Raw genomic sequence first — 22,575 nt, 5'->3', positions numbered from 1 at the left:
ATGCCTTCTCTCGATGCTTTTTTAGAGCACCCGACCTCGCATGAGAAAATTCGTCAAGATGACTATATTGCAGGATTAGCTAAAGGCTTAGCTTTACTGGAAGCTTTTGGAACAGATCGGCAACGGCTTAACGTCACTCAAGTGGCTGAGCGAACCGGTATTAGTCGTACAGCGGCAAGGCGTTATTTAAAAACTTTAAAATACTTAGGCTATTTAGAAACAGATGAACATTACTTTTGGCTCACTCATCGCGTGCTACGCTTTTCGAGTTCTTATTTAAGCTCTGCCCATCTGCCTAAAGTTGCTCAATCATTTTTAAATCTTTTGTGCGCGCAGACGTCTCTGACTTTTTCGATTGTAGTTTTGGACGATAATGAAGTCGTACCGATTGCCCGTAGCTATTTACCGCAGCAAGATAATTTGCGTGTAAGCCCTTATGGTATGCATTTAGGTAACCGACTCCCTGCCCATGCAACTTCTACGGGTAAAGTATTACTGGCAGCACTGTCTGAAGAAGCTCAACGTACGTGGGTAAAAACTTACGGTTTAAAGCGTTTAACCCCTTTTACCCTTATAGATGAGTCAAAGTTTTTTGAAGTGCTTAAGGGCATTTCGTTATCGGATTATTGTCTTTCCAAAGAAGAACATGAGCTTGGCGTGATTGCGATTGCCGTGCCCGTTTTTAATGCACAAGGTCAAGCGGTGGCAGCGCTTAACTGCATGTCTCAAACCAACCGCGTACAAGAAGATTATTTAGTTCAGCAAATTTTGCCATTGCTACGCAACACAGCAAATGAACTTAGAAATGTGATTTAAATTATATAAATAAGGCCTCGTCCACTTGAACAAGGCCTTTTTTAATATTCAAAGCTAATGTTTATTGCTCAGATTCAAATTCTTTAATTGCTTCTTTAGCAATACGAAAGCTATCTACAGCAGCAGGCACGCCACAGTAAATGGCTACCTGTAAAAGCACTTCACGAATTTTCTCTTTAGGCACACCATTTCGAAGTGCGCCTTTAACATGTAGTTTTAATTCATGTGGACGATTTAAAGCTGAAATCATTGCCAAGTTAATTAAACTGCGCTCAGGCTTACTTAATTCTTCACGTCCCCAAACAGCTCCCCAGCAATATTCAGTGACTAATTCTTGAAGAGGAAGATTAAATTCATCGGCATTATTAATCGAATTATTCACATATTCTTCACCAAGAACTTGTTTACGGATTGCTAAACCCTTTTCAAATTTTTCATTACTCATATATTCAATCCTCCAAACAAGGTGTATTTAATTTCCAGATAATCTTCAATACCGTATTTAGAACCTTCACGCCCCAAACCAGACTGTTTAATTCCACCAAAAGGCGCAACTTCATTTGAAATAAGGCCTTTATTAATTCCGACCATGCCATATTCGAGCTGTTCACTCATTCGCCAAGCACGGCCTAAATCTTTGGTATAACAATATGCAGCTAAACCAAATTCAGTTGCGTTTGCCATTTCTACCGCTTGTTGCTCGGTTTCAAATTTAAATACGGCTGCTAGTGGGCCAAACGTTTCTTGAGTTGCAACGTCCATATCAGCGGTAACATCTGCAATCAGTGTCGGTTCAAAAAATAATTCACCCGCTGTATGTTTTTTACCACCAATCACAAGACGACCATTTTTATCTAAGGCATCTTGAATATGTGCTTCAACTTTTTTCACCGCATTGGCATTAATTAATGGCCCAATGTCATGCCCTGCTTCTAATCCATTACCAATATTAAAGTTTTGAATTTTTTGGCTTAAGGCAGCAATAAATTTTTCATAAATGCCTGCCTGCACCAAAAATCGATTGACGCAGACACAGGTTTGCCCTGCATTTCTAAATTTGGCAATGAGCGCTCCCTCAATTGCTGCATCTAAATCGGCATCATCAAATACAATAAACGGCGCATTGCCACCCAACTCTAAGGAAACTTTTTTCAAGGTTTTTGCTGAACGCTCAAGCAACATTTTGCCGACGGGTGTTGAACCGGTAAAAGTAAACTTGCGTACGACATCACTTTCAAAAATCGCATCACCAATATGAACCGCATCGCCCGTAATCACACTAAAAATTTCAGCAGGCACGCCAGCTTGTACAGCTAAGTCGACTAAAGCCAAGGCAGTAAAAGGCGTTTCAGGTGCCGGTTTTACAATGCAAGGACAACCTGCCGCCAAGGCTGGAGCGACTTTGCGCGTAATCATGGCAGCCGGAAAATTCCAAGGTGTAATCGCTGCAACGACACCAATAGGCTGTTTATTTACAACAATACGAGCATCGGGATATGGGCTTGGAATAATATCGCCATACACTCGTTTTGCTTCTTCGGCAAACCATTCAATAAAACTTGCAGCATATAAAATTTCACCTTTGGCTTCGGCTAAAGGCTTTCCTTGCTCACTTGTTAAAATAAAAGCCAAGTCATCTGCATTTGAAATAATTAAATCAAACCATTTTTTTAAAATAATTGATCGATCTTTTGCTGTTTTATTTTTCCATAGCGGCCAAGCTTCTTTGGCAGCTTCAATGGCACGCTCGGCTTCAGCCTTGCCCATATTTGGGACAGTACCAATCACTTCTAATGTCGCCGGATTTAAAATTTCGGATGTTTGTTGATGGTCTGCATCGCACCACTTTCCAGCAACAAAGGCTTGCTGACGAAATAAAGCGAGTTCATTAAGCTGCATGATCATTATCCTGTTGAGATCTTCTGCATTGATAGTGGAGCGATAGATAAATTAAATAGCTCACCATCAACTTTGTATTATGGCATACCAAAAATTAATTTAAAAAAATTTTCGGTATGCCCGAATGTTTAAATGTTTTTAGAAATAATAAAACAGCGTTAAGTTAAGCAACTTATTCCACTGGTTATCATCCCCTTGTGCCAATGAATCTTGAGTCCCACCAATGAACGGGTCATTTTTACTCATGATGTATTCAGCCACCAAAGATAGCTGTTTATGGTCAATAGACACACCAATAATATTACGGATTGAATCTTTCATATTGTCCTGATCTTTATCGTACTGACTGTACATAAAGTACGGCGTAATGTTTCCGATCTGCTTAACATTTTTGAAAGAGTAGCCCACGTCTGCGGTATAGAACGTTCCTTTGTTCGCCACATAATATTCACTGTCGTAAGAACCCATGAGTGACTGATTAGGATTGAACTGATCCTGATTAGTGACATCATTTTTACCACCTGTAAGGGTCACATTAAAATTGCCATAATTGGCTTTACCAAAAAGTGCCCATGCATGACGACGTCCATCACTTGAAGCAGCTTTATTTTCAATATCCGATGTCCAATATGAACCACCGAGCTGTGTGCTTAAACCATTAATTCCAAGATTTACATCTTGAGTCACTCGGCCTACCCACATGTTCTTTTCTTGCAAATCGGTTTTATTCGGATCGTCTGAACTCACGTAGTTCGCTGTATAGCGACCTGAATCTTGGGTAGAGCCTGTGTAGTTTCCACCATCTACCGCAAAATACCCCACATCAAATTTGGTTGCTGTCGGCAATTCAAAGTGATAGTTCAAACCAAGATTATGAACATCTTCCAAACCTGCGGTTGTGCTCATACTTCCATATAGGCTATTGCCCCAGAAACGTCCCGGCCCAAATGGAATCGGCTGAACACCTGCCACCACCTGATCTGTTTTATTTAATTTGTATCCTACATAACCATCAACCAATGTAGAAAAATCACATAGACGGTCATATTGATAACAACGATATTCCGCATGACCAAATAAGGGTCCACGCTCGTAGTCCAGTTTTAACTGCGCAGCATCAAAACGAATTTTTTGGTCAGAAGCAGACTCTCCATAGTGTTTATCTTGATAGTTAGCGCGAACATAGCCTGATACGGTGAGCTTACCGTATTCACTATCGGTATCTCCAAAACTTACACCTGCGTAACTTGGATAAATTACGGCCATCAATGCTGTGCTTAAAGCCGCTTGTAAATAACTTTTTTTCATTGTGAGATTCCTTTCACTACAATGCTTATTGAGGTAATTTTGCGTTTAATGCGGGTGCTGAACATTTAATCTTTCCTAGATTAAAGACGTAATACACCACCAGACTCACCACCAATCCAATGACCCAAGAAATATCCGCATCTGGAATTACATCGGCCAATGCACCTGTGAAAAACGCATTTTTTAAGAATGGAATTTGTACCGCAATCCCAATGAAATAAGCCGTAAGCGCTTTTGCATTAAATTTGCCGTAAATACCGCCATCACGTGCAAAGATCGATTGAATGTCATAAGACTTTTTATTCACCACATAGAAATCTAATAAATTAATAGACACCCATGGCACCAAAATAAATAACAAGGCAAAAATCACATTCAAGAAGAAACTAATAAAGTTACTTGATGCCCAAAGTGCCGTTAAAGTCGCTAGAACTAACACAATGATTGATAACACGACTCGAATATTTCGGCTTGGCATCCACTGCCCTGCAAAAGTCTGAATAGAGGTAATACAAGACAGAACCGCACCGTATAGGTTCATGGCATTATGACCAATGATATTGCATAAGAACAAAATCATAAGGACGTAACCGAACAGCCCAGTACCCGACTTTACCGCTTCCATCGCATCTGTGGTTGAGCCAATACTGACCGCAATCGTACCAAATGCCATCGCAAAAATAGTTCCTAACGATGCACCTAAATAGGTAAAGATAAATGGCTTATAAATACCAATCGATTTCGGTAAATATCGTGAATAATCTGAGGTATAAGGCGAGAAACTAATTTGCCATACAGCACACAACCCAAACATGGCAAACCAGCCTTTCATATTGAAAGAGCCTTTAGCAAGTACATCTGCATTAATATGCGGCACCATAATCATGAGGCCGATGAGCAACGAACCACCCATAAACCAAGTTCCAATTTTATTGAACTTATGAATAAAGTGATAACCGATCACACCAATTGTGGTTGCTGCAATTGCACCAATCACGGTTGCGGTCGGCACTGGAATGGCAGGAACAACGGTATGTAGGGTTTTGCCTGACAAAATAATGTTAGAAATGAAAAAACCTAAATAAATGAGGGTGGTAAACAGCACAACCAGCAATGCCCCATAACGTCCAAACTGTGCGCGGCTCTGAATCATTTGAGGAATGCCGACCTGCGGACCTTGTGCAGAGGTTAAAGCTAAAATCGCCGCACCAAAAAAATGTCCACAGCAGATCGCAAGCAATGCACTTACAATATTGAGGTTAAAGGTTAAAATTGACATTGCACCCGTAATCACGGCAAGCGGTGCAATATTGGTACAAAACCATAATGTGAATAGATCGCGAACTTTCCCATTACGTTCAGAGGGAGCAACATAATCAATAGAATGACTTTCGATAGCGAAAGCATTATTGCTATTTTCGTTTTGGCTCATATCCTTAATCTCTCTTTGAGGAATTCATTTCCTCAACATCAAAAAATCTGCCCAGCCAAAGTCATTTCAATATGACTCGGCTTCATCTTTTTATTTCCTTTTACAAACAGCTCATTTCTCTGTTTGTGTTGTTTTAGCCAAGAAAAAGGTAAAGCCAGTCCGATCAATACTTGATTAAGCATCGATACATCTAGTTTTACGTTTTCAACTATTAAAGCTTTAGGCGATTACTGGGTTTGACTGATTCATTTTTTCATCCTTGAAATTAAAATCCCGTTATATTTTCATACCTCAAGTCATGACTTATCTCATTACAAATGGGTCATCAATTGGCTCATCTGAGGTACGTAACCAAACTGTTTTGGTGGCGGTGTAATCTAGAACCGCATTTGCGCCACCTTCCCGACCATGTCCCGAAAGCCCATATCCACCAAAAGGTGCAAGTGGAGAAACAGCGCGGTAAGTGTTTAACCAAACAATTCCCGACCCAATCACTTTCGTCATACGATGCGCACGGCTTAAATTGGTAGTAAAAACGCCTGCCGCCAATCCATAAGGTGTGCTATTGGCTTTTTGCACAGCTTCCGCTTCATCTTTGAAACTATCTACCGATAAAACAGGACCAAATAGTTCTGTGGTAATGCAATCTGCTTGAGGTGCATCGGTGCAATCTAAAATGGTCGGTGGATAGTAATACCCTGCTCGCTCTAAGCTTTTACCGCCAGTAAGAAGTTTTGCACCTTGCTGGATTGAACTTGCAACGACTTGCTCAATTTTTTGGCGTTGGCGTAAGGTACAAAGTGGTCCAAACTCGGTTGCCATTTCATGAGGTAAACCAATTTTTATGGTTTGTACGCGCTCAACCAAACGTTGAACAAATTCATCTTTAATACTTTCTTCAACCAGTAAGCGTGAACCTGCCACACAACTTTGCCCAGTAGCAGCAAAAATAGCAGCGACCTGAGCATTTACCGCACTTTGAATATCTGCATCAGCAAATACAATAAATGGAGATTTGCCACCTAATTCGAGTGAAACTTTTGCAAGATTTTCAGCCGAGTTACGTACAATGTATCTTGCCGTTTCTGGACCACCTGTAAACGCAACATGTGCAACATCTGGATGACTACTCAGCACGGCGCCACATTCAGGCCCGAAACCAGTAATTACATTGACCACTCCAGCCGGAAAACCCGCTTCATGGACCAATTTAGCAAAAGCCAACAATGGCCCAGGACCATCTTCAGAGGCTTTTAACACGACTGTACAACCTGCCGCTAAAGCTGGGCCGACCTTCACTGCTGATAAAAATAACTGACTATTCCAAGGAACGATTGCAGCAACCACACCTACTGGTTCACGAACAATCCATGCTTGCATGTCTGCCTTATCAATCGGTAGAAAACTACCCTCTAATTTGTCGGCAATACCAGCATAGTAGCGATAATATTCAGCGACATAGGCAATCTGGCTCGATGTTTCACGAATAATTTTGCCCGTGTCACTGGTTTCAATTTGAGCCAATTGCGGCGCAGCTTTTTCAATTAAATCAGCCAGTTTATAGAGCAATTTACCGCGCTGTGAGGCAGTTAACCCTGCCCAAGCCGGTGCTTTTAACGCACTTGATGCCGCCTGCACTGCTCGATTGACTTCATCGGTTCGAGCTTCCGGCATGTGTGCCCAGACTTCACCTGTTGCAGGATTAATACTTTCAAAAGTCGCTGCACCAGATTCAAACTGACCATTAATATAAAGCTGAAAATCTGCTGTCATGATATTCGCCTCTATGCAAATGCCGGCATAACATCATTGATCATACGTTCTAATGAGGCTTTTTTACGTTCAAAGCTCATGCCCGTATCAATCCAGAAAGAATATTCGTTGTAACCCATTGCTTCATAAGCTTTTAAGCGGTCAATGACTTCTTGGGCTTGCCCAATCACGTTATTTTTGCGCATCGCTTCTGGTGTATAAAAAGGATGTGCAGCAATTTCTTCGGCACTTAAAGGCGCGATTAAACCTTGATGAATTTCACGCTCATTTTTAAACCAAGCGCCGAAATAGTTATAGAAGGTATTAATTTCATCTGCTGCCAATTGAGCATCTTCTTCACTATCTGCCACATAGGTATGGCGAAGCAACATAATTTCAGGGCGCTGAATTTCATTGAACTTTTCACAAGCTGCATTGAAATGTCCCATGAGTTTTTCAACTTCTTCGTCACCTAAATGCAAAGGCGTTACCTGTACATTACAGCCATTTTGCACAGCAAATTCATGGCTATTTGGATCACGGGCTGCAACCCAAATTGGTGGGTGCGGTTGTTGAAGCGGTTGAGGTGCTGAGGTGGTTTTTGGAAACTGCCAAAATTCACCGTTATGCTCATAATCGCCTTTCCAAAGGTTTTTAATGGCAGGAATCATTTCACGTAAACGCTGTCCTGCACTCCATGCATCCATGCCCGGAACCATACGTTCATATTCAAACGAATATGCACCACGAGCAATACCAATATCTAAACGGCCATTGGTAATAATGTCGGTCATTGCAGCTTCGCCTGCAAGTTTAATCGGATGCCAGAATGGTGCTACCACCGTACCTGTACCTAAACGAACATTTTTGGTTTTATTCGCTAAATCAACCAGATTTAAAAATGGGTTTGGTGCAATGGTAAAGTTCATGGCATGGTGTTCGCCTGTCCAAACCGCATGCATACCGCCACGGTCTGCAATCTGACAAAGCTCAATCATTTCATCATAAAGCTGCTTCTGGGTTTGCTGATCAGAAACACGTTCCATATGCACAAATAATGAAAAACGCATGATTAAACTTCCTCTTTAACGATTTGACGAACTGTACCTGTTGTCTGATTTCCGTAATAAACACCATAAGTTTTCAGATGGTTTTCTTTGCGATAGCGCATCAGCATACTTTCTAAAGCGCTGTCTACAAACTCTAGCTTTTCAAGATCGTTTAAATCGACAAACTGACCTTTGGTGGCTTGAGCTACGGGTGTGTTGCATAAAAATGAAATATATTGCTGCTGGTTTTCAACGTTTTCATATACAGAGTAAATGAAGTTGGCAGAAGCATCTGGCTGATATTCTGCAAAGATTTTCTCAAGCGCTTTATCGGCACCGTCTTTATCTACCATCACATGTGGAATAGTCCATTTATGATCGGCAGTTTCTTCAAGCAAAATGGTATTTTCATGACCAATGATCGCACTCATCACCACTTTAGGACCAGAGATGACCTCGGCAGAAAGTTTGGCCGGAGTGAAATATCCACCACGATAATAACCAAGACCTGCAAAACCTGTCGAAGCAAAATCTTCAACTTTACCAATTAAAATGGCGTGGTCACCTGCATCGACAACTTGGTAAGTTGTACAGTCAAACCATGCACTCACATGATGGATTAGTGGATTTTGGCAAGCACTTTTTGACCATGAAAGATTTGCAAAACGGTCTTCGCTTGGACGAGCAAAGGTATTTGAAACATCCTTTTGCTCTTCTGCCAAAATGTTAATCGCAAAATGAGTGGTATTTGCAAAGTTATGATAATTGCTTGATGTCTTGGCAATACTCACTAGAAGTAAAGCTGGGTCCAAAGACACCGAAGCAAAAGAGTTCGCTGTAAAGCCAAGTGGCGTTCCATCTTCTTTACAGGTTGTGACCACGGTAACGCCCGTCATAAATGACCCGAAAGCATCACGTAGTTCACGTATTTTATTAATTGTATCCATTTCACTCATTGTTATATTCCTTCAGCAATGTGTGGCAAATTAAACGCTGGTTTCCAACCACGCTTGCATTGCATTATTCACTTTGTCAGGTGCAGTTAAATTCACCATGTGACGTTCATTTTCAATGACAATTGCAGTGCCATGCTTTGCTTGATTCGCCATTTGCACAGCCATTTCTGCAGTTGAGTTCGGATCATCCGTTCCGGTCAACACCAAAGCAGGACAAGTAATCTTTGACCAGTCATCTGCATAGGTTTCATCGCCTTGCGCAAAAGCAGAATATGCAGTGGTATAACCAGACAAGTCGACATTTTCGAGCCATGATTTCACTTTGGCTGCCGCTATACGCTCGACTTCACTTTCGCCAAACCAGCGCTGTAGCGGAGTCTCAACATCAATACGACCTGTTTTTAACTCTTCAGCTCTTTGGATCACGGCATTACGTGCTTGTGTTGTACGTTTATATACACCATTAAGCACCGCCATCCGTTTAACTAAATCAGGACGGGTAACGCTAACTCCTGTAGTAATTAGCGAGCCCATTGAATGTCCCGCTAAATTTACAGGCCCTAAATTTAAGGCGGTAATAAATTCGATGGTCCATTCCACAAAATCTTGTAATTTTGCGTCTGCCGGTAATTTGGTGCTTTGACCATGGCCCGGCATATCTACTGAAATGACATGATAATGTTTAGAAAAATATTCAATTTGTGGATACCATGCCGCAGCTTGCATTCCCACTCCATGGATCAGAACCAGAGGCTCTCCTTCGCCTTGCTCAAAATAGTGAGCAATACGGTTATTTGACAGCTGCAGGGTTTTTGACATCATGACCTAACTCTTCCAAATCTTTATAACGATCACCAATACGATGATGTGGTCGACCACCTGTTGCTGCACCAATCACAACAACCAGCTCATCGGCAGCAGGTGCATCTGGAATTGCAAATTGCAATGTTAAGTAATGAGAACGGCGGCCTTCGTCATTTTTATCCATCATTGGAATTAAAATCGGCGCATTTGCTGGGCCACGGGTATTGTTAAATGCTAAATAAGATTTCGCACCAACAGCACTACGGTAAGTATTACCAAAATGTAAGGTGTGAATTAAAGCTGATGCATGCTCAAGTTCACCGTTTAAGCCCACCACTGCACTTTTACCAAAAGCTTCAACAGCTTCGCCCGAACCGACTTCATCAAGAATAAGCTTGGTTAAATGTTCGCTTAAGATCGGTGCAATACGGCGAATTTCCGGTGTTAGGTTTTCTACATAACCTTGCCCTGCCCACGGATTTTTAATCACCGCTGCGGCTGCCACCATTTTTAAAGGCTTTGCTGCTTCTTTGCCGCCATCTACATAAGTGGTTTCTACATGAAGCACTGTTTTACGTATGAGTTCCATTGCTCTTCCTTGCAAGTAAATTATCTTGTCATTCGTATTATGGTATACCATAATACATACTGAAAAAAAAGCAAGAGTTTGCTATGCTAATTTTTATTGAAAAACATGTGATGAAACTCAACATGTTAAAAAACAGGAAAATTTAATTATTTATGAATCTTAAAATTGAAAACCCGCCCGTAACATTACGAGAGCTGTGTTTAGATAAAGTGCGCAATGCCATTATTACGGGCTATTTCCCTTCAGGAAAAAGACTGGTTGAAAGAACGTTATGTGAAGAACTCGGCGTGAGCCGTTCTGTGGTTCGCGAAGTGATTCGTTATTTAGAAGCAGAAGGTTTAGTTGAGATTTTGCCAAATAAAGGCCCTATTGTTTCGCTACTTAACTGGGACATCGCTTCACAGATCTATGAAATTCGTCTTTTGTTAGAGCAAAGTGCTGTGGTTGACTGCACTAAAAACCTCGATGAAAAAACTGCTGAAAAATTAAAGCTTCTATTAGAAGATCTTAAAGCTGCTTTTGCTGCCGATGACATCAATCTGATTATTGCGACCTCAACCCAGCTTTATCAAACCATCTTTGCTACCGCAAAGCACCATATTGCTTGGGAAGTGGTGCAACGTTTAAATGGTCGAATTAGCCGTCTTCGTGCCATGACCATGAAATCGACAAAACGTGAAATTTCAGGTTATCAACGTATTAAAAATATGTGTGAAGCCATCTATCTTCACAAAGACCCTGAAAAGGCAAAACAAGCGGTTGCTGAACATATTGCTGAAGCTGCGGCTGTCGCAAAAAATATTTTAGATGCGTGAAATCGCAAATTTTAGGAAAAGGTAAATAGACCTTTATTTAATAAATTATAGGGAAATACGATATGTCTGCTTACTGGATTGCTCATGTCACTATTCATGATATGGAACAATATAAACAATATATGGCCACTGCTCCGCAAGCTTTTCAAAAGTACGGTGCCAAGTTTCTTGCCCGTGGCGGTGCCTCACAAGTTTTAGAGGGGCAAGAGTTTGAACGTCACGTGGTCATTGAGTTTCCAGATATGGAAACCGCACGTGAATGTTATTTTTCACCTGAATATCAGCTTGCCAAAAGTAAACGCCAAGGCTGCTGTGATGTTATGGTGAGTTTTGTTGAAGGGATCTAAATTGCTGAATTGATTTCTCTACTTGAGTAATCAATTCTTTTTTAAGTGCTTAAGGACAATTCGTTTTTAGGCATTGGTTTGGTGATGAAGATTTTGTTCTATAGACATAGCTTTTTGCCAGCTTTCTAAGCTTTCTAGATTTTTTACATATTGTTCAATATTGAGATATTTTGAGCGAATATTTAAAGAATTAATTAGACCATAGACTACGAAACCAATCATAAAATCTGCACCCGTTAAGCTATTGCCTACTAAGAATTTTTTGCCTACTAATTGTTGATCTAAATACGAAAAAACTTTATCCAACTCAGCATGCGCATATCGGTCCAAGAACTTTAATTGAGTGCCATTTTTTAACTCAATCGAATTAAAAATATTTAATAAATATGGAACCATAGCCGAACTTTCTGAAAAATGAACCCATTGCAAATAATCAAGATAACTGTCTGAATCTTTCGCGGGCATAAGTTGAGGAGCAAACTTTTCAATCAAAATTTCTACAATTGCCCCTGATTCTGCAATTACTTTTCCATTGAGCTCAATCACAGGTGATTTGCCTAAAGGATGAATGTTTTTTAATTCTTGAGGTGCGAGATTTGTAGTTTTATCTCGGAAATAACTTTTTAATTCATAAGGTTGATTAATTTCTTCAAGTAACCACAGAATGCGAAATGAACGTGAAGCATTTAAATGATGAAGAATAATAGACATTAATTTTCTCTTTTAAACTAGAAGGACAACAAAGTAAGGCCTCACTATATAGACTAGTAGACGACCGGTCTAATATTTTTTGTTATCAGTACAGCAAACGACTATATATTGGATCTTCCTCAACAAAAAACACTTCCCCCGATGAGGGTAAGACCCATTGATAAGTTCCTTCTATTTTCTGCATTTTTTCTTTAAAAATATCATATATTGCTATAAGAACATGTTTTTCATCATATTCTCCTATATAGCCGAGTTCCTTTTCTTCGTGAAAATCTCTAAACATTTTGTGCATTTTTACTGGTTTAAGTTCCATATCCTTTCTCTTTTTTTATTATCACTCTAATTATTATGATCCTTTTTTTATTTTAAATACTAAAAAAATGTACCAAAATATATCTTATAGCAATATCAATTAAATGGTCATTAGGAATTTAATATTTATCAAACCTAAACTTTTCCATATCATAAGGGATATCTAGTTTTACGCTCCATTTGCTTGTTTTTTCACTTATTATAATTGCATCAACCTCAAAAGCATCCTTATCACTAAAACCTTTTATTTTTAAAAAATTAATAAAACTTGAGGCATTTATTTTATTAAGATATCCAACTCTTAAAGTATCTATATAGACAGCGATTTTATCAGTTTCTTTTTCGAGACATATTACAGCATTTTTAAAAACCTTAGTTCTATCACCATTTTGATTACCGACTAAAGTTATCAGTTCTTCTTGGTATAAAGTTACAATAATTTCATGTTCAAAAAAGTTTTTATTCTCTGTAAATATTTTACCAGCTATTTTTAGGGTACTTTCGGGAAGCTCAAGACTAACTTTAGAAAAAACTTTAAATAAAATATAAGAAAAAACAAAGAAAATAAAAATTATTATAATAAAAGACATATTCAAAATATTCCTCTTAATTTTATAAACTGGCAAAAAGAATAGTTATTCTTTCTACCAATCCATCATTTAAGAAAAAATAAATTTATTATATTAATATTTTTTCTCTTCTTTCTCATTTTGATTTACTTTTTCTACATCATTCTGATCAGGAGTTTTTGGCTCAAACTCTTTACCATCTTGCTGTTGCTGTTGTTGCTCTTTTGATTTGTCTTGATCGCTTTGAACTTGGTCTTGAGACATTAGAGTCTCTCCTATTTAATGGTGTGCAGATGATTATCTAACACTTAGTTAACATAGTCCTTTTACCTGTATATAGATACAAGGCAAGTGTATCTGAATGTGATAGTGTTGTTTATTATCATAATAATGCATATTTTTAATTTATTTAAAATTATCTTGGTGATTAATATACTAAAAACAAAAAAAAGCACCTAAGGTGCTTTTTTTATTTTTAAATATTATTGAGCAATAATATTTGTAGCTGTAGGACCTTTTTGGCCTTGAGCTATATTAAAGGTAACACGTTGACCTTCATATAATGTTTTAAAACCAGAACTACTGATTTCTTTGAAATGTGCAAAAACATCTGGGCCTGTATCTTGTTGAATAAAACCAAAACCTTTAGTTTCATTAAACCACTTCACTGTACCAATTGCTGTATTAGACATAATATATCCTTTGATTTTTAATAATATAAAGCCATATTTCATGACTCATTAAACTTTGAAAAAATAATAACAAATTGAGCTTAAGATCTTAAAAAACGAAGGATTATGAATAAAACTACGATACTAAAAGAGGATTTACTAATAAGTCTTTTTTTCTAGTTAATTCGAGTATACGCTAAATAAATATTTATACAACAAATTTAAAAATATTTATTTATTACCACCCTCTAATTTAAAAATAATAATTCTTAGATACAGAAATACTTTTTATAAAACCTGCTAACCAAAGAATAAATTCATGTTCATTCTCAAAATTAGGAAGAAGGCTTAAATCTATTTTTACCACACGCTCTTTCATGGGCCGATTTAAGCAATTTTCAAAATCAATAACACTATATTTTAACTGCAAATTATTTGTAGCAGCTTCCTTTTTAATTTCAATCAACAATCTATTGAGACAATCTACTAAATTCTTAGAAGTCTGATTTTTAAGATGAATATTATGATAAACACTTTCAGCCACATCAAAATATTTATTCATTTCAGTATCCATATTTTTCTCATTTTCTAAGCAATTTGATTGAGTATGCATGTAAAACTGTATCTTTATGTTGTATAAATATATTTGAAGATCAACTATAGCACTTCAATAGAAATACCTAACTTTCACTTAAGGAGCTTAAATAATATATTTGGTTGAATTGTAATTATTAAAAAACCATTAAAAACAATAGCGATTTAGGGCTATGTTAACTCTTGTATTTGATTAAAATACCCTTCTACTTATATATCAACAGACTATTTGATTTAAAGAAATATGATGTCGATAATTAAACAGTTTCAGGCACATATTTCTACATAGAGTTCTCACAATCACCGCAATGTAACTAAATTAGAAGCCTACGATAAAGCTTCCTTACGATGATTAAGAAGTTTAAAATGTCTGATTTCAAAGAATTTTCTAAAAAAACCACACAAAATCAAAGTGATTCGAATGCTAAACCTACTGAGGATAAAACTGAAAAGACTGTACAACCCCCTGAAGCAGAAAATAATCCTGCCGGAAATAATAATAAAAACAAAGAGGAATAAATAATTAATTAACTCAGAAGCTCTATACTAAATAGAGCTTTTGTTTAGCACTATATTAATTAAAAAATATTTTACCTAAAATTTTTTCATTAAAAATCAACTACCCGCCTAATTTCACAGATATATTTATTTTAATTTAAGTAAGTTCAAATCTTTTATTTAATATTAATTCAACTCTTCTTTGTGCATCACAAAAATCAATCTCTTCACTTATCCAAAAGGTATGAAGTTGTCCATGTAAATGAAAATGCTCTTTATTATATTGTGAACCATGGTCAGAATAATGACTATCTACTCTGAAATGATTTTGATCGTCTTTTCTTTTTTTCCCGTTAAGTATACCGCCAATACAGATATCCATTTTAAAGCCAATAATTAATCGAAATTGACTATAACACATAGAGCGCTGTTGCTTAAAAAAGAGTTGTTACTAATATTTTTACAGAATCATATAAAGTTTTTTTATTGTGATGTATCTACTTAAATTTAAACAGAATAAATAAATATGATGTATGTTAAAAATACTTCGACCTGCAATATGAATATTTATTTATCTAAAATTTATAACATTTTCAAAATAATTCTTCTGGGAAGAGACAAATCACTATATGCTGCATGAACAACTTACAGAAATTATCCTCATGTCACAGCAGACCCTGCTACAAGAACTGAACTCCAGAATCGATTATTACTCTAACAGAACAGACTACCCACTACGCAGAATTTTGATAGGTTACCGTGCATACGCAAAATTGATGCTATGTGCATCTTTCTCAGATGAAGTTATAAATTCTGCAATTGACCCAAATAAACGAAAATATAAAAAGTTAAAAATCAAAGTCACCAAAGATGATGACCAACTCGAACTTGAATGAATCAATCAAAGCGGCTCATCCATTCGTGCTTTTAGACAATTGATGTCATGAGGCTAGAAAGCCCAATTTTAAAATATAACCTTTTCAATTCTCGAAATGCTTAGAAAAACAAAGAGGCCGAAACCTCCTTATTCTTATTACAATAAAAATTAGTCATCAATTGGCGAACGCTTGCTTAGAAGTGCCTTTAATCAAAAGCTAACGATCACATAGCCAAAGAAAAGAATATTTGCACTCAAACTAGCATCGACTGCTGAGCAGAGATACCCGCGAGTGCGCCCTGCGATGATGCTACGGTAACTGAGGCCATAAGTGGATTAGCGAGATCACCAGCGGCATAGATGCCGGGCATACTGGTTTCACGACGTTCATCAACTTTAAGAACTATACCGAAAGGTGTATTGATCGTGGCAAGACCCAATGTTTCGTGTAAGCCTGCGGACGGCTTAGTGTCTGGATGTGCAAATAGAATATCAACCATGACATTTTGATGGTTATCAAGACCTATAGTTACTGTGCGCCCTTCGTTGTGGACAATTTCAGTAATCTGACCCTCTACAACATTTACATTACGGCGTTCGAGATCTGCGAGAACATCAACAGAAATCTCGTGACCATTGGTGAAGACTGTTAATGTACTCGTCCAATCATGATATAGACGTACATAATTGTGGGACTTTGGACCAGACCAGATGAGCCCCCAATGTTGATCAACAACTTCAAAACCATCGCAATAAGGACAAGGCACGATAGATGCACCCCAGTTTTCAGCGAAACCAGAAATATCAGGCATCTGATCGACAACACCATAGCTTAAGATAAGGCGGCGTGCGCCCATAGTTTTGCCATCGTGAGTCAGAACAGAGAAGTTATCGATAGAACCAGAGATGCTTTCGGCCCGAGCATTGACTAACTGAATCGTTGGATAGCGTTCTAACTGCCGACGTGCTTCAGCTAAGATTTCTAGAGGTGGCTTGTGGTCATGTCCAAGCAGCCCATGAGAATGACCAGCAAAGCGATTGCGTGGAAGGCCAGTGTCAAGAACAGTGACCTTACGACGGGCACGGCCGAGTTGCAGTGCTGCGGCAAGACCAGCAAAACTGCCTCCTATAATAATGACGTCATCCATAGTGATAGGCTCCTAATTTAAATCAAGAAGTTAGCTGATGCCTTAAGTTCAATACCCTGCTCAGATATTTACTTGTAACAGGCAATTAATACACTTCGATATTGCAGAGAAAGTCACCCATCACTGTGCTGCCCCATCGAACAATATGGCGTTAGATATGCAGGAGGAAATCTAGGTATAAAAGACATCGCTGAGATCTAATCACTGGCTTGCACATTTTGGATACTTCATGGTATCGTAATTCAGCAATTAAGATACTGTCAAGGACTATAATTATTGTGAGCGAGAAAAAGAGAAGTCAGCGCGGTCGACCTGTCAATCAAGCATTAGCTCAAACGATAGTGGATGCTGCGTATGAACTTTTTGTCGAATTGGGTTTTCAAGCAGCAACATTGGACAAAGTTGCCCAGAAAGCAAAGATATCGAAGCTTAGTATCTATCGACATTTCGAAAATAAAGAGGCCCTTTTCAGCGCAGCAATATTAGATCGGTGCCAACAGTTTGCACCACAAACTCTTTTTGAAGGGCTCCAAGGTTCGGCCGAAGAACAGCTCATGGCGGTGGGATCGTCCCTACTGCGTACGTTATTAAGCCCAGACGTTCGTAGTGTCGAGGCTATGATCGTAGCCGATAAGACAAACCAAAAGACATTAAGCAAGCTCCATTATGAAGCTGGCCCTACCCATGTCATCACCCAAATTGAGGCCATGCTATGTCAGTTGCATACCAAAGCGCTTCTGAACGTGCCTAATCCTTTTCAATCGGCTCGAATGTTTGCTGCGCTTTTTAAAGGGTGTGATCTGTTAATGATTGCGCGTTTTGATGAAGCACGAGCAACGGACGATCATGAAATCGAATCCTATTGTCGATCGGCTGTTAAAATGTTCATCGCCGCTCATGGTGGTAACGACAAGACGGGTTAATACGCCTTGTCGTTACAAAAACGTATTATCTTTAGCACCACTCATATAACGAATATCAGCCTGTAAGCCCTTATTCGTGTATATGTCTTAAACGACCCCCACCAAAAAACAATCCAACATCTTTTCCCTATCGATTGCCCCGTCTGAACTTAAAAGCTGAATGATTGCGCCTTCAATCATATATAAAAACAGTTTGGCATCTTGAAAAGTCGCATCGGTGTTTAGCTTTATAAGTTGGCTATAGATTTCATTGATGAGCCATGTTCGATATCTCACCGCGATTTGATAGGTATTTGGATAGGTCAGTTTCGTTTCAAAAATGGCTTTAAATAATAAAAAGTACAGCCCTTCTACATCGGTGTGTAAGAAATAAAGCTTTTTGAGTTTATCGGTCACGCTTGTGCCTTGGTCGTACTCAGCAATTGAAACCACTTTTTCTTTTAAACGTTCTTTTTGTACGATTAGACAGATTTCAATAAACCGCTCTTTTGAATGAAAAAAGTTATAAAAAGTCGCTTTGGTAATTTCACACTCTTTCACGATTCGATCTACCCCAACCGTATGAAAGCCACGATGGTGAAATAAATCAATCGCCTTATTGATGACTTGTATGGCACGGGAAGAAAGCACTAAATTTGGCATAGTTTTACCGTTATAAATTCTTGTTGTTTCTAAGCGAGATACTTTTTTGGGAGAAAAAAAGGCATAGCAAAGCCGTAAAGACTGTGCGTTGCACATCTCGAGTTTGTTATTACTAAGTTTTAAATAAAAAAGACTTTAAGCCTGAAAACCTTAGGGCGTTCAAGCTGCTTTAATTTTTAAGCTGTGTCGTTATAGCTTTTGGCATTGAGAGCCAAGAAATAATGGATGTGCAAAGCCAACTCCTTTTTATTGGGAGTTCTGCCGACATTAAAATGATGGTGGCAGAACGAGAAAGGGTTCGCGGACTGGGTAAGATAAACCAGCACACCCGAAGGTGTCCCTCTCCCGTCCTACCGCAACGGGAGGAGACGAGGAGTCTACACATAAGACTATCCCTCAGAAAGGAATAAATCTGATGTGATCTTACAGCGGTCCGCGACGACCGACTGGCAATGTAGGCCAGCAGGCAAAGAATAGTGCCCAACCCTTTTGCAGTCAAGCACGCAAAATGCCATTTGTTTTAAATTAAATCATTAGAAAAGTAAGGCTAAAGAATGAGGGAGTTATTGTTAAGTGGGGAAATAAAAACAGCCTGCTGATGAGATTTTTATTTGAAGTAGAAAGATTGCGTATAAGGTGTATTATGTTGATTTTAAATAATCTAACTTATTCAATATGAAAAAATTAGACTTCCAAATAAGTAAGATAACAGAAGTAAAAAATCCTATTTACTATGGAGATGATTTTTTACATTTGTATATTCATACTGAACAAGCAAGCTATATTCAATTTTTTTGCTTGGATTTGTTTTACTATGTAGACAATATTAATGAGTTACTTGCATGTATTCTTAATAAAGAAACAAGGGCAGACTATTCATTTAGAGAATGGATTGTTAATACAGAGTTTAAAGAAATATCTATCCATGAATTAGTAATACAAACTAATGGTCTAATAAATCAATTAGATATGATTTTAAATGAATCTCCAGCGAGCTTAAGTGCCAAATTGCTGAAAGAACACTTATGTACTTTAAATTTTGAAAATACTACAAATAGTTATGAAATCTTAGGTTGTTCTAAAATTGTCCCTAATAGTCCTGATGAAGGCGGCCCAAATTATCAATTTTTTTGGGAAAATAAGGGAAATTTTTATTTTTTACACATTCATTTAGAATCATAAATTCTTCTATTTAACACAATGGGCGTTATCTGAAATATAAAAAATAAAAAAGTCTGTCTGAGAAAAACTTTTCAATATAAATATACTTAGATGTTTTATAGTAGGTTTAATATACTAACTTTAGTCAAGCCAAAAGATCATATCTAAAACTATGGAAAGAAATGAATACCAAGAAGAAAAAAACATAAAGTTCATTTATTCGAGTAAAAGGCGAATTCAACAAAGAGTTCTACAATTAGAGAAACTTACGGCAGAGGCCATTCATAACCATATTCAGCACAACTACAAAGATGAATGGTTTGAAAGTAACTTTTCAATTTTAAGTTGTTGGAAATTCTCTAAAAAAGACTTTGTTAACATCGACAAATTTTGGTGTGATGCCATTTATTTCGAAGACTTTCAGATAGAAAATGAACGAGTATTTATTTTTAATGGACACGCGTGGATTGGCTTGGTAAGCAATGTCGACTCTGAATGGAAAGTTCCAGTCTCAGGCAAATTTTTTATCAGTTCGAATGGGAAAACTTTAAAAAGCTATACCTTAACTTTTTACAATGAAAGTCAGGAATTAGTTTTATCAAAACGGAATTAATATGAGTATTTTTCTAATCCGACATGCTGAAAGTGAAGCCAATATTAATAGAAAAACTCTTTCGCATGCTTCAATTGCTTTAAGTGAAAATGGACATAAACAAGCCCAAGAACTCTGTTCAAAACTGCCCGTGATTGATCATGTGATTGTGTCTCAATACTTGCGTACACATCAAACCGCTTCCCCATTATTAGAAAAATATAATCTCAATTTTGAAGTAGATGAAAATTTGCATGAGTTTAGCTATTTGTCTGAACGTAAATGTGCCAATACCAATATGGATGACCGTAAAGCTTGGGTAAATGCTTACTGGGAAAAAATGGATTATCAGCACAAAGATGCCAATGATGCCGAATCTTTTGAAGATCTGTATTTTCGAGTTCAAGCTTTCCATGAGAAGTTAAAAATATTGGCTGAAAATTATGTCCAAAAGAATTTGGCTGTGTTTAGTCATGGACAGTTTTTACAGCTTTTGTTGATGCAAATACAGCAACCTAAACCACTTTCCAAAGATTTAATGCGGCAATTTAGATACAATCTGGTTTATCAGCCAATTAGAAACACTCAGGTTTTTACTTATTGAACTGATAAATTTCATATAAGGTATATAATTTGAGAAACTCTTTAAAATAATGAATAGAGAACTTATGACTCAATTTCCAGATCTACTTAAGAAGTTACACCAACTAGATTTTGATTATGCTGATGGAGATGGCATTGATTTTGAGCCATACCAAGATTTCCTATCGCCTGAAGAAACAGCTGAATTGTTAACAGCTTGGACTGGAAATCCTCAAGCTGATGCTAGTACATTATTATTTTTTGGCCAAGATGGTACAGGTGGGTGTGCTGCTTTTTGGATAGTAAATAAAGACAAAAATATATTAGATCAACCAATTGTATTCTTAGGATCAGAAGGAGAAATGGGAGTTGTAGCGAAAGATTTTAATGATTATCTTTGGTTGTTGTCACAGAATCATGGCCCATTTGAATCTATCGAATATCCTGAAGCTAACACTCAAATTAATAATGTTTTTCTGACTTTTGCAAAACAGAATTCTAAATCTAATTCTAGATCAGTTACTGAAATTTTAAACGATGCTCAAAGTTCTTATCCTAATTTTAAAACTTGGATAGAAGACATGATTCGGTAATGAATATACCTATTAAGACAATGGGTATTACATAAGATAAAAGCAGCCTACTAACGATAGGCCGTTTAGATACGGAGCATAAATTTTAATGAATCAACTAGAATTAATTCTAAAAACCTTCCATGAATATGAATTTAAGGAAGGTTTAGATGATTTATTCTATTTATCAGGTAACTTTCTCAAAGAAATTTACCCAACGATTATGCTCGAATATGACCAAGATACAGCATTCTTCATGGCTGTAAAAAGCTTGTTAGACAGTGGTGATATTTCTCTATTTTATAATCTAAACTTTGAAGACCCATCTAGAGATGGCGAATTGCTAACTGGATCAGCAGAAGAACAAATTAAGCAGTTAAAACAAGTCTGGATCGGCAGTGATGCTATCAATAAGATGGATGAGGAAAATAATTATATAGGATGGTACTTCTTAATACATTGCCCTTATGCATTAGCTCACAAAATTTATGATAAAGATGGAAACTTTGAACATTGGTTTTGTACTGGCTAGTTATCTTTAAATCTCTAACCAACAAACAATCGCCTATCACGGTGCAAGCCTATAACACGTAGATGTAAATAAAGCGACTCTATTATTCAAACCATCTGTTATCACAACTTCATAATGCGCGAATTTTTTACTACTTCCAACCTTGGTTGCCGTTGCAAATAACACGCTATCTTTCGCACCGCTCATATAGCGAATATCCGCCTGTAGGCCCGTATATGGCGCATCCCCTGCATTACAAGCCATCGCAAAAGCGATATCGGCTAAAGAAAATATGACACCACCATGCACGCCGCCCAAGGCATTCATGTGTTCGTCTTTTACATTAAGCTGACAACGCGCTTCATCAAAACTTCGATGCAGCACTTCAACACCTAATAGCTCTGCGAATTGATCAACCGCAGTCGTTTCCATATTTTGCACAAAC

The 22,575-nt window shown here is 37.7% G+C and carries 31 protein-coding genes; 12 read left to right on the top strand and 19 right to left on the bottom strand.

Annotation, left to right across the window (positions count from 1 at the left end; genetic code table 11):
- Complete coding sequence (gene pobR / locus KTI78_RS10975) at nt 1-816, top strand: IclR family transcriptional regulator PobR (protein ID WP_262446111.1); 816 nt, start codon at nt 1-3, stop codon at nt 814-816.
- A gap of 61 nt (nt 817-877) precedes the next feature.
- Here the strand turns inward: pobR and KTI78_RS10970 are convergent, their stop codons facing one another.
- The 10 genes from KTI78_RS10970 to KTI78_RS10925 form a co-directional block, all read right to left on the bottom strand.
- The gene (locus tag KTI78_RS10970; protein ID WP_000064100.1) at nt 878-1,261 is read right to left on the bottom strand and encodes a carboxymuconolactone decarboxylase family protein; all 384 of its coding nucleotides are present in this window, start codon (nt 1,259-1,261) and stop codon (nt 878-880) included.
- A complete protein-coding gene (locus KTI78_RS10965) occupies nt 1,258-2,715 on the bottom strand; it encodes an NAD-dependent succinate-semialdehyde dehydrogenase (protein ID WP_224991625.1) in 1,458 nt (485 codons plus the stop codon). Before KTI78_RS10965 ends, KTI78_RS10970 begins: the two co-directional genes overlap by 4 nt.
- A 138-nt stretch (nt 2,716-2,853) precedes the next feature.
- A complete protein-coding gene (locus KTI78_RS10960) occupies nt 2,854-4,023 on the bottom strand; it encodes a hypothetical protein (protein ID WP_262446110.1) in 1,170 nt (389 codons plus the stop codon).
- Nucleotides 4,024-4,048: 25 nt separating this feature from the next.
- Nucleotides 4,049-5,455, bottom strand: coding sequence for a purine-cytosine permease family protein (locus KTI78_RS10955; RefSeq protein ID WP_000081163.1), 1,407 nt, complete (start codon nt 5,453-5,455; stop codon nt 4,049-4,051).
- 38 nt (nt 5,456-5,493) lie between these two features.
- Nucleotides 5,494-5,637, bottom strand: a complete 144-nt coding sequence (locus KTI78_RS10950) for a hypothetical protein (protein WP_075382724.1) — start codon at nt 5,635-5,637, stop codon at nt 5,494-5,496.
- A gap of 121 nt (nt 5,638-5,758) precedes the next feature.
- A complete protein-coding gene (gene tgnC, locus KTI78_RS10945) occupies nt 5,759-7,228 on the bottom strand; it encodes a (Z)-2-((N-methylformamido)methylene)-5-hydroxybutyrolactone dehydrogenase (protein WP_262446109.1) in 1,470 nt (489 codons plus the stop codon).
- Nucleotides 7,229-7,239: 11 nt separating this feature from the next.
- Nucleotides 7,240-8,277, bottom strand: coding sequence for a flavin-dependent trigonelline monooxygenase oxygenase component (tgnB, locus tag KTI78_RS10940; RefSeq protein ID WP_262446108.1), 1,038 nt, complete (start codon nt 8,275-8,277; stop codon nt 7,240-7,242).
- A gap of 2 nt (nt 8,278-8,279) precedes the next feature.
- Nucleotides 8,280-9,212, bottom strand: a complete 933-nt coding sequence (tgnA, locus tag KTI78_RS10935; RefSeq protein ID WP_004793334.1) for a flavin-dependent trigonelline monooxygenase reductase component — start codon at nt 9,210-9,212, stop codon at nt 8,280-8,282.
- A gap of 30 nt (nt 9,213-9,242) precedes the next feature.
- The gene (locus KTI78_RS10930; protein ID WP_031947970.1) at nt 9,243-10,034 is read right to left on the bottom strand and encodes an alpha/beta fold hydrolase; all 792 of its coding nucleotides are present in this window, start codon (nt 10,032-10,034) and stop codon (nt 9,243-9,245) included.
- Complete coding sequence (locus KTI78_RS10925; protein WP_000420415.1) at nt 10,003-10,605, bottom strand: amino acid synthesis family protein; 603 nt, start codon at nt 10,603-10,605, stop codon at nt 10,003-10,005. Before KTI78_RS10925 ends, KTI78_RS10930 begins: the two co-directional genes overlap by 32 nt.
- A 152-nt stretch (nt 10,606-10,757) precedes the next feature.
- On the opposite strand from KTI78_RS10925, the gene KTI78_RS10920 reads away from it, so the two are divergent.
- A complete protein-coding gene (locus tag KTI78_RS10920; protein ID WP_061874539.1) occupies nt 10,758-11,420 on the top strand; it encodes a GntR family transcriptional regulator in 663 nt (220 codons plus the stop codon).
- Nucleotides 11,421-11,482: 62 nt separating this feature from the next.
- Nucleotides 11,483-11,767 (top strand): DUF1330 domain-containing protein, encoded by a 285-nt coding sequence (locus tag KTI78_RS10915; protein ID WP_057106099.1) that lies wholly within the window; start codon nt 11,483-11,485, stop codon nt 11,765-11,767.
- A gap of 66 nt (nt 11,768-11,833) precedes the next feature.
- Here KTI78_RS10915 and KTI78_RS10910 read toward each other — a convergent pair whose 3' ends face one another.
- The 6 genes from KTI78_RS10910 to KTI78_RS10885 form a co-directional block, all read right to left on the bottom strand.
- Nucleotides 11,834-12,478, bottom strand: coding sequence for a glutathione S-transferase family protein (locus KTI78_RS10910; RefSeq protein ID WP_262446106.1), 645 nt, complete (start codon nt 12,476-12,478; stop codon nt 11,834-11,836).
- Between the two features lie 85 nt (nt 12,479-12,563).
- Nucleotides 12,564-12,761, bottom strand: coding sequence for a hypothetical protein (locus KTI78_RS10905; RefSeq protein ID WP_262446155.1), 198 nt, complete (start codon nt 12,759-12,761; stop codon nt 12,564-12,566).
- 148 nt (nt 12,762-12,909) lie between these two features.
- Entirely contained in the window at nt 12,910-13,380 is a 471-nt protein-coding gene (locus KTI78_RS10900; RefSeq protein ID WP_262446105.1) for a hypothetical protein, read from the bottom strand.
- Nucleotides 13,381-13,473: 93 nt separating this feature from the next.
- A complete protein-coding gene (locus KTI78_RS10895) occupies nt 13,474-13,623 on the bottom strand; it encodes a hypothetical protein (protein ID WP_262446104.1) in 150 nt (49 codons plus the stop codon).
- 218 nt (nt 13,624-13,841) lie between these two features.
- Nucleotides 13,842-14,051 carry a cold-shock protein gene (locus KTI78_RS10890; RefSeq protein WP_000072127.1) on the bottom strand — a complete coding sequence of 70 codons (210 nt, stop codon included), beginning with the start codon at nt 14,049-14,051 and terminating at the stop codon, nt 13,842-13,844.
- A gap of 232 nt (nt 14,052-14,283) precedes the next feature.
- Nucleotides 14,284-14,604, bottom strand: coding sequence for a hypothetical protein (locus KTI78_RS10885; RefSeq protein WP_062849662.1), 321 nt, complete (start codon nt 14,602-14,604; stop codon nt 14,284-14,286).
- 386 nt (nt 14,605-14,990) lie between these two features.
- On the opposite strand from KTI78_RS10885, the gene KTI78_RS10880 reads away from it, so the two are divergent.
- The 3 genes from KTI78_RS10880 to KTI78_RS10870 all read left to right on the top strand — a co-directional run bounded on the left by KTI78_RS10880 (nt 14,991) and on the right by KTI78_RS10870 (nt 16,018).
- Nucleotides 14,991-15,143, top strand: a complete 153-nt coding sequence (locus KTI78_RS10880) for a hypothetical protein (protein ID WP_262446103.1) — start codon at nt 14,991-14,993, stop codon at nt 15,141-15,143.
- 183 nt (nt 15,144-15,326) lie between these two features.
- Nucleotides 15,327-15,443, top strand: a complete 117-nt coding sequence (locus tag KTI78_RS10875; RefSeq protein ID WP_262446102.1) for a hypothetical protein — start codon at nt 15,327-15,329, stop codon at nt 15,441-15,443.
- 341 nt (nt 15,444-15,784) lie between these two features.
- Nucleotides 15,785-16,018 (top strand): hypothetical protein, encoded by a 234-nt coding sequence (locus KTI78_RS10870; protein WP_025470329.1) that lies wholly within the window; start codon nt 15,785-15,787, stop codon nt 16,016-16,018.
- Nucleotides 16,019-16,253: 235 nt separating this feature from the next.
- Here KTI78_RS10870 and KTI78_RS10865 read toward each other — a convergent pair whose 3' ends face one another.
- A complete protein-coding gene (locus tag KTI78_RS10865; protein ID WP_262446101.1) occupies nt 16,254-17,147 on the bottom strand; it encodes an NAD(P)/FAD-dependent oxidoreductase in 894 nt (297 codons plus the stop codon).
- Nucleotides 17,148-17,425: 278 nt separating this feature from the next.
- Between KTI78_RS10865 and KTI78_RS10860 the strand changes: the two genes are divergently transcribed.
- The gene (locus KTI78_RS10860) at nt 17,426-18,070 is read left to right on the top strand and encodes a TetR/AcrR family transcriptional regulator (RefSeq protein ID WP_262446100.1); all 645 of its coding nucleotides are present in this window, start codon (nt 17,426-17,428) and stop codon (nt 18,068-18,070) included.
- An 87-nt stretch (nt 18,071-18,157) separates the two neighbouring features.
- On the opposite strand, the gene KTI78_RS10855 is transcribed toward KTI78_RS10860, so the two are convergent.
- A complete protein-coding gene (locus KTI78_RS10855; RefSeq protein ID WP_262446099.1) occupies nt 18,158-18,712 on the bottom strand; it encodes a TetR/AcrR family transcriptional regulator in 555 nt (184 codons plus the stop codon).
- A gap of 675 nt (nt 18,713-19,387) precedes the next feature.
- Here KTI78_RS10855 and KTI78_RS10850 point away from each other — a divergent pair.
- From KTI78_RS10850 to KTI78_RS10830, 5 genes are all read left to right on the top strand, one after another.
- Nucleotides 19,388-19,894, top strand: coding sequence for a hypothetical protein (locus tag KTI78_RS10850; protein WP_262446098.1), 507 nt, complete (start codon nt 19,388-19,390; stop codon nt 19,892-19,894).
- 151 nt (nt 19,895-20,045) lie between these two features.
- Nucleotides 20,046-20,486: a hypothetical protein gene (locus tag KTI78_RS10845; protein ID WP_262446097.1), complete on the top strand. Its 441-nt coding sequence runs from the start codon at nt 20,046-20,048 to the stop codon at nt 20,484-20,486.
- 1 nt (nt 20,487) lies between these two features.
- The gene (locus KTI78_RS10840; protein WP_239937405.1) at nt 20,488-21,069 is read left to right on the top strand and encodes a histidine phosphatase family protein; all 582 of its coding nucleotides are present in this window, start codon (nt 20,488-20,490) and stop codon (nt 21,067-21,069) included.
- A gap of 64 nt (nt 21,070-21,133) precedes the next feature.
- Nucleotides 21,134-21,640, top strand: coding sequence for an SMI1/KNR4 family protein (locus tag KTI78_RS10835; protein ID WP_163120429.1), 507 nt, complete (start codon nt 21,134-21,136; stop codon nt 21,638-21,640).
- A gap of 88 nt (nt 21,641-21,728) precedes the next feature.
- The gene (locus KTI78_RS10830; protein WP_163120428.1) at nt 21,729-22,151 is read left to right on the top strand and encodes a hypothetical protein; all 423 of its coding nucleotides are present in this window, start codon (nt 21,729-21,731) and stop codon (nt 22,149-22,151) included.
- A 36-nt stretch (nt 22,152-22,187) separates the two neighbouring features.
- Here the strand turns inward: KTI78_RS10830 and KTI78_RS10825 are convergent, their stop codons facing one another.
- Nucleotides 22,188-22,571, bottom strand: a complete 384-nt coding sequence (locus KTI78_RS10825; RefSeq protein WP_262446096.1) for a PaaI family thioesterase — start codon at nt 22,569-22,571, stop codon at nt 22,188-22,190.
- Nucleotides 22,572-22,575: the final 4 nt, after the last annotated feature.

It is taken from the genome of Acinetobacter sp. WU_MDCI_Abxe161, from assembly GCF_025514355.1.
Taxonomy (GTDB): Bacteria; Pseudomonadota; Gammaproteobacteria; order Pseudomonadales; family Moraxellaceae; genus Acinetobacter; species Acinetobacter pittii_E.
Note: the sequence above shows the minus strand (reverse complement) of the source record. Positions and strands in the feature narration are given on the sequence as shown.

Bases quoted from the DNA above. Each gene is read 5' to 3' on its own strand.
- KTI78_RS10885 (WP_062849662.1), bottom strand. From the start codon at position 14,604: ATGGATACTGAAATGAATAAATATTTTGATGTGGCTGAAAGTGTTTAT.
- KTI78_RS10915 (WP_057106099.1), top strand. From the start codon at position 11,483: ATGTCTGCTTACTGGATTGCTCATGTCACTATTCATGATATGGAACAA.
- tgnB (WP_262446108.1), bottom strand. From the start codon at position 8,277: ATGCGTTTTTCATTATTTGTGCATATGGAACGTGTTTCTGATCAGCAA.
- KTI78_RS10965 (WP_224991625.1), bottom strand. From the start codon at position 2,715: ATGCAGCTTAATGAACTCGCTTTATTTCGTCAGCAAGCCTTTGTTGCT.
- KTI78_RS10830 (WP_163120428.1), top strand. From the start codon at position 21,729: ATGAATCAACTAGAATTAATTCTAAAAACCTTCCATGAATATGAATTT.
- pobR (WP_262446111.1), top strand. From the start codon at position 1: ATGCCTTCTCTCGATGCTTTTTTAGAGCACCCGACCTCGCATGAGAAA.
- KTI78_RS10870 (WP_025470329.1), top strand. From the start codon at position 15,785: ATGTCACAGCAGACCCTGCTACAAGAACTGAACTCCAGAATCGATTAT.
- KTI78_RS10930 (WP_031947970.1), bottom strand. From the start codon at position 10,034: ATGATGTCAAAAACCCTGCAGCTGTCAAATAACCGTATTGCTCACTAT.
- KTI78_RS10890 (WP_000072127.1), bottom strand. From the start codon at position 14,051: ATGTCTAATACAGCAATTGGTACAGTGAAGTGGTTTAATGAAACTAAA.
- KTI78_RS10970 (WP_000064100.1), bottom strand. From the start codon at position 1,261: ATGAGTAATGAAAAATTTGAAAAGGGTTTAGCAATCCGTAAACAAGTT.
- KTI78_RS10920 (WP_061874539.1), top strand. From the start codon at position 10,758: ATGAATCTTAAAATTGAAAACCCGCCCGTAACATTACGAGAGCTGTGT.
- tgnC (WP_262446109.1), bottom strand. From the start codon at position 7,228: ATGACAGCAGATTTTCAGCTTTATATTAATGGTCAGTTTGAATCTGGT.
- KTI78_RS10955 (WP_000081163.1), bottom strand. From the start codon at position 5,455: ATGAGCCAAAACGAAAATAGCAATAATGCTTTCGCTATCGAAAGTCAT.
- KTI78_RS10895 (WP_262446104.1), bottom strand. From the start codon at position 13,623: ATGTCTCAAGACCAAGTTCAAAGCGATCAAGACAAATCAAAAGAGCAA.
- KTI78_RS10855 (WP_262446099.1), bottom strand. From the start codon at position 18,712: ATGCCAAATTTAGTGCTTTCTTCCCGTGCCATACAAGTCATCAATAAG.
- KTI78_RS10835 (WP_163120429.1), top strand. From the start codon at position 21,134: ATGACTCAATTTCCAGATCTACTTAAGAAGTTACACCAACTAGATTTT.
- KTI78_RS10840 (WP_239937405.1), top strand. From the start codon at position 20,488: ATGAGTATTTTTCTAATCCGACATGCTGAAAGTGAAGCCAATATTAAT.
- KTI78_RS10865 (WP_262446101.1), bottom strand. From the start codon at position 17,147: ATGGATGACGTCATTATTATAGGAGGCAGTTTTGCTGGTCTTGCCGCA.
- tgnA (WP_004793334.1), bottom strand. From the start codon at position 9,212: ATGAGTGAAATGGATACAATTAATAAAATACGTGAACTACGTGATGCT.
- KTI78_RS10845 (WP_262446097.1), top strand. From the start codon at position 20,046: ATGGAAAGAAATGAATACCAAGAAGAAAAAAACATAAAGTTCATTTAT.
- KTI78_RS10905 (WP_262446155.1), bottom strand. From the start codon at position 12,761: ATGTTTAGAGATTTTCACGAAGAAAAGGAACTCGGCTATATAGGAGAA.
- KTI78_RS10850 (WP_262446098.1), top strand. From the start codon at position 19,388: ATGAAAAAATTAGACTTCCAAATAAGTAAGATAACAGAAGTAAAAAAT.
- KTI78_RS10950 (WP_075382724.1), bottom strand. From the start codon at position 5,637: ATGCTTAATCAAGTATTGATCGGACTGGCTTTACCTTTTTCTTGGCTA.
- KTI78_RS10900 (WP_262446105.1), bottom strand. From the start codon at position 13,380: ATGTCTTTTATTATAATAATTTTTATTTTCTTTGTTTTTTCTTATATT.
- KTI78_RS10910 (WP_262446106.1), bottom strand. From the start codon at position 12,478: ATGTCTATTATTCTTCATCATTTAAATGCTTCACGTTCATTTCGCATT.
- KTI78_RS10960 (WP_262446110.1), bottom strand. From the start codon at position 4,023: ATGAAAAAAAGTTATTTACAAGCGGCTTTAAGCACAGCATTGATGGCC.
- KTI78_RS10880 (WP_262446103.1), top strand. From the start codon at position 14,991: ATGTCTGATTTCAAAGAATTTTCTAAAAAAACCACACAAAATCAAAGT.
- KTI78_RS10925 (WP_000420415.1), bottom strand. From the start codon at position 10,605: ATGGAACTCATACGTAAAACAGTGCTTCATGTAGAAACCACTTATGTA.